Source organism: Dietzia sp. CW19 (assembly GCF_014145265.1).
GTDB lineage: Bacteria > Actinomycetota > Actinomycetes > Mycobacteriales > Mycobacteriaceae > Dietzia > Dietzia natronolimnaea.
The window spans coordinates 1-3,715 of record NZ_JAALEE010000462.1; the positions used below are offsets into that span (position 1 = coordinate 1).

Annotated in this window: 5 protein-coding genes; all 5 read left to right on the forward strand. The window is 70.4% G+C overall.

The features are described 5' to 3' along the window. Window positions 1–437: ATP-binding protein (locus G6021_RS13250; RefSeq protein WP_182641492.1), on the forward strand; the 437-nt coding region annotated here is incomplete at its 5' end. Next, a complete protein-coding gene (locus tag G6021_RS13255; protein ID WP_182610158.1) occupies window positions 434–1,066 on the forward strand; it encodes a response regulator transcription factor in 633 nt (210 codons plus the stop codon). The genes G6021_RS13250 and G6021_RS13255, both read left to right, overlap by 4 nt. 82 nt (window positions 1,067–1,148) lie before the next feature. After that, window positions 1,149–1,838, forward strand: coding sequence for a YceI family protein (locus tag G6021_RS13260; protein ID WP_182610157.1), 690 nt, complete (start codon window positions 1,149–1,151; stop codon window positions 1,836–1,838). 67 nt (window positions 1,839–1,905) lie between these two features. Then, window positions 1,906–2,127: a hypothetical protein gene (locus G6021_RS13265; RefSeq protein ID WP_182610156.1), complete on the forward strand. Its 222-nt coding sequence runs from the start codon at window positions 1,906–1,908 to the stop codon at window positions 2,125–2,127. A 428-nt stretch (window positions 2,128–2,555) separates the two neighbouring features. Continuing rightward, window positions 2,556–3,656, forward strand: coding sequence for an esterase-like activity of phytase family protein (locus G6021_RS13270; protein ID WP_182610155.1), 1,101 nt, complete (start codon window positions 2,556–2,558; stop codon window positions 3,654–3,656). Window positions 3,657–3,715: the final 59 nt, after the last annotated feature.

Genomic DNA, 3,715 nt, shown 5'->3' on the forward strand with positions numbered 1-3,715 from the left:
CCGCGCTACGCCCCGCTCCGCTCGACGGCGTGTCGCTCGCGGGCGCACTGGGCCGCGTCGCGGAGCGGACCCGCGCGGAGCATCCGGGGATCGAGGTGACCGCGGACTGCTCCCTCGAGGTCGACCCTCCCCCCGAGGTCGCCGCCGTGCTCGTCCGCGTGGCGCAGGAGGCGTTGGCGAACGCGGTCACACACGCCTCACCCTCGAGGGTCGAGGTGACGCTGACAGGGTCATCCACCGCGGTCGCGCTCGAGGTGCGCGATGACGGTCGGGGTTTCGACGTCGCCGCGCCGCGGCCCACCGCATCGTTCGGTCTGGACGGGATGGCGCGTCGGGTGTCCGGGCTGGGAGGAGAGTTCGACGTGAGCTCCGAGACCGGCGCGGGGACCACGATCCGCGCCGTGCTCCCGACGGTGGTGGGAGGCTCGGGGACATGACGACGACGAGCGTGCGCGTTCTGATCGCGGACGATCACGCGGTGGTCCGGACAGGCCTTCGCGCGTTGGTCGCGTCGGACCCCGCCATCGAGGTGGTGGCCGACGTCCCCACCGCTGACGGCGCTGTCGAGCGGGCGCGGATCGGCGACGTGGACGTGGTGCTCATGGACCTGCGCTTCGCGGGTGACGCCTCCGCGGGGGTCAGGGCGACCCGGCGACTCCGCGCACTCGGGTCACCACCGCAGGTCCTGGTCCTGACCAGCCACGACACCGATGCGGACATCATCGGGGCGATCGAGGCGGGGGCCTGCGGCTACCTCCTCAAGGACGCCGGTCCCGACGAGCTGCTGGCCGCCGTCCGCGCCGCGGCGGCCGGGGAGAGCGCGCTCTCCCCCACCGTCGCCGCCACTCTGATGAACCGGCTGCGCGACCCACGGCCGGTGCTGACCGATCGCGAGGTGGACGTGGTGCGGGCGGTGGCGACGGGCGAGACCAATCGGCAGGTCGCGGCGTCCCTGAACGTGTCGGAGGCGACGGTCAAGACGCACCTCGTGCACGTCTTCGACAAACTCGGTGTGACGTCCCGGACGGCCGCGGTGGCCAGGGCCCGCGAGCTCGGGGTGGTGTAGCGGCTACGGCGTGACCTGACGTCGGCGTGATCTTCGGTCGATACTCATCCGCCCACCTCGCCGGAGTTCCTAAGCTCGTCCCATGCGGAGACTCCCCTGGATCATCGGCGCTGTCGTCGTCATCGTCGTCGTCGCGCTGATCGCGGCGCCCTACCTCTACAAAGCCGTGCGTGGAGGTGACGACGCGCCGGCCGCGACCGTCTCCGTCGACGGAGCCGAGGAGGCGACCGGCACCCTGGAGGGCACGTGGGTGGTGGTGCCGGGGACCGCGCCCAACGAGACGACTGCCGGGTACACGGTCAACGAGATCCTGCGCGGGGAGCCGGTCACCGTCGTCGGCAGCACCGACCAGGTGAGCGGCCGGGCGGTCGTGTCCGGGACCACCCTGGAGTCCGCATCGTTCGACGTGCAGGTGGCGGGAATCGAGACGGACATCGACCAGCGCGACGCCCAGGCCCGCTCACCCCAGATCCTCGATGCCGGGTCCCATCCCTCGGCGACACTCACCGTGGCCGAACCCGTGGATCTGGCTGCGGTGCCGTCGGACGGCACAACGGTGTCGATCCCGATGGTGGTCGAGCTGACGATCAAGGGCACGACCGTCCGTGAGGACATTGAGGTGACCGTCCTACGGACGGGCGACGCCCTGATCGCCTCCGGCGCGGTCCCCCTCACCTGGGCCGAGGTCGGGGTCGAGCCGCCGAGCCTCGGCTTTGTCGCCGTGGAAACGTCCGGAACGATCGACTTCCTGGTGAGCCTGGCCCGGCAGTAGCCGTGCCTCGGTCTGAGGAGGTCCGATCTGCTCTCGCAGTCCGATCTCCATACGCACGACGTAGGCGATGAACGCGACGGGGATGACGGCGCTCCACGCCCACGCCGACCCTGCGGCGAGAGCGAACACCACCGTGGACGCCACACCGTACGCGGCGATGAGGCCACGGATCGACGCGATGCACGTCGTGATGGTCCGTTCGCTCCACCTCGTTCGCCAGAGTTGCACGGATCCTGAAAGCTCGGCCGCCAGGAAGAGCATCAGGCTCAGGGTGAGCAGCATGAAGTGAGCGGGGAGTTCCTCCGGACGCAGGCTGCCCTCGGTCGGGAACACACTCCTCCACGCTCCGACCGAGACACCCACCGCGCACAGGAGCAGCAGTACGACCATCGGGATGGCATAGGACGGCGACAGCGGATCCCATCTCTGCGACCTGCGGGCACGTCCCGGTTGTGGTGTGGTCACTCGTCTCCCCGCCTCGTCGTTGATCGCATGTCGGTCCTCTCCCGGTTCTTCCGATCGGTTCGACGGTTCGGAGGGGCTGCTCGGTTCCATCAGTTCGGGCCGGGCCCACCTGGCGGTGTCCGGCGGCCGACAGCAGCAGACGGTCAGCGGTAAACGTTCAGCTCGTCGCCACCCACCGGACACGGACCCGGCACCCGACCCTCCTACGGGCACCTGGTCAGTCACTCAGTCATTGCCCAGGAAAGGCCCCCGATGCGCTCACGGACCATCAGCTCAGGCGTCCTCACGGTCGCCCTCGCCGCCGGCGCGGCGCTGGCGATACCCGCCACCAGCGTGGTGACGTCGCCCTGGCCCTTCGACCCGCTGACGATCACCCCCGTCGCGCTCGGTGGCGCCTTCGCCGAGGACGACGACATGTCGGGTGTCGACATCGCGGCCGACGGCACCGCCTACGTGGTGAACAACGGCACCGGCACGCTGTACGTCCTGGCCCACGACCACAGTGCAGGCACCTACTCGCTCGCCCGCACCTTCGTCCTCACCTACCCCGACGGTTCGGGCCGACCCGATTCCGAGGGCGTCACCGTGGGGCCGGACGGCGTGATCTACGTGGCCACCGAGCGCAACAACGACGCCGGCAGCACCAGTCGCCCCTCGATCCTGCGCTTCGTCCTGCCCACCGACCGCGATTCCGGCACCCTCAGCGCCACGGACGAGTACTCGCTGACCTCCCTCACCGGGCCGATCGGCGCGAACGCCGGCCTCGAGGCCATCGAATACCTCCCCGAGGCGTTCGGCGGAGCCTTCGCCGTGGGCGTCGAGGGGACCGGGAAGGTCCACTTCGTGCGGCTGGATGACGGAGGTGCGGTGACCGAGATGCAGACGTACACCTCACCGTTCAAAGGCGTGATGGCGCTCGACCACGACGAGGTGTCCGGCGTCGTGCGGGTGCTGTGTGACGAGGTCTGCGAGGGACGCTCGGTCGAGATGACCTTCGACGGGACCGGGTTCGTCCCCGACGGCACCCTCTACGCCCGGCCGGTCGGCATGCCCAACCTCGCCAACGAGGGCTTCGCCTCCCACCGCGAGACCGTCGAGTGCCTCCTGGGAGGCGCCACCGGCACCGCCGAGCGGGTCAGGTTCCTGTGGGCCGACAACGCGGCCACCGCAGGGGTCGGTCTGCGCACCGCCGTCTCCGAGGCCGGTGAGTGCACGGTGGAGGACGACGACACCGTTGACGGGTCGCTCGACGACCTGGACACGGTCCTCGGTTCGCTCGCGGGCCTCAGTCCGGTCTTCGGATCGTCGGGCGACGCGCCGACCCTGGTGCCGACCCTTCTTCCGTTCCTCTGAGCCGGCACGATCGGCTCTGACGCACCGCGGCAGGGCCCGGCCACCATCCAGGGTGGCCG

What these genes read in the sequence shown, in the direction of transcription:
- G6021_RS13255 (WP_182610158.1), top strand. Translation starts at nt 434, where the DNA reads ATGACGACGACGAGCGTGCGCGTTCTGATCGCGGACGATCACGCGGTG.
- G6021_RS13260 (WP_182610157.1), top strand. Translation starts at nt 1,149, where the DNA reads ATGCGGAGACTCCCCTGGATCATCGGCGCTGTCGTCGTCATCGTCGTC.
- G6021_RS13265 (WP_182610156.1), top strand. Translation starts at nt 1,906, where the DNA reads ATGAACGCGACGGGGATGACGGCGCTCCACGCCCACGCCGACCCTGCG.
- G6021_RS13270 (WP_182610155.1), top strand. Translation starts at nt 2,556, where the DNA reads ATGCGCTCACGGACCATCAGCTCAGGCGTCCTCACGGTCGCCCTCGCC.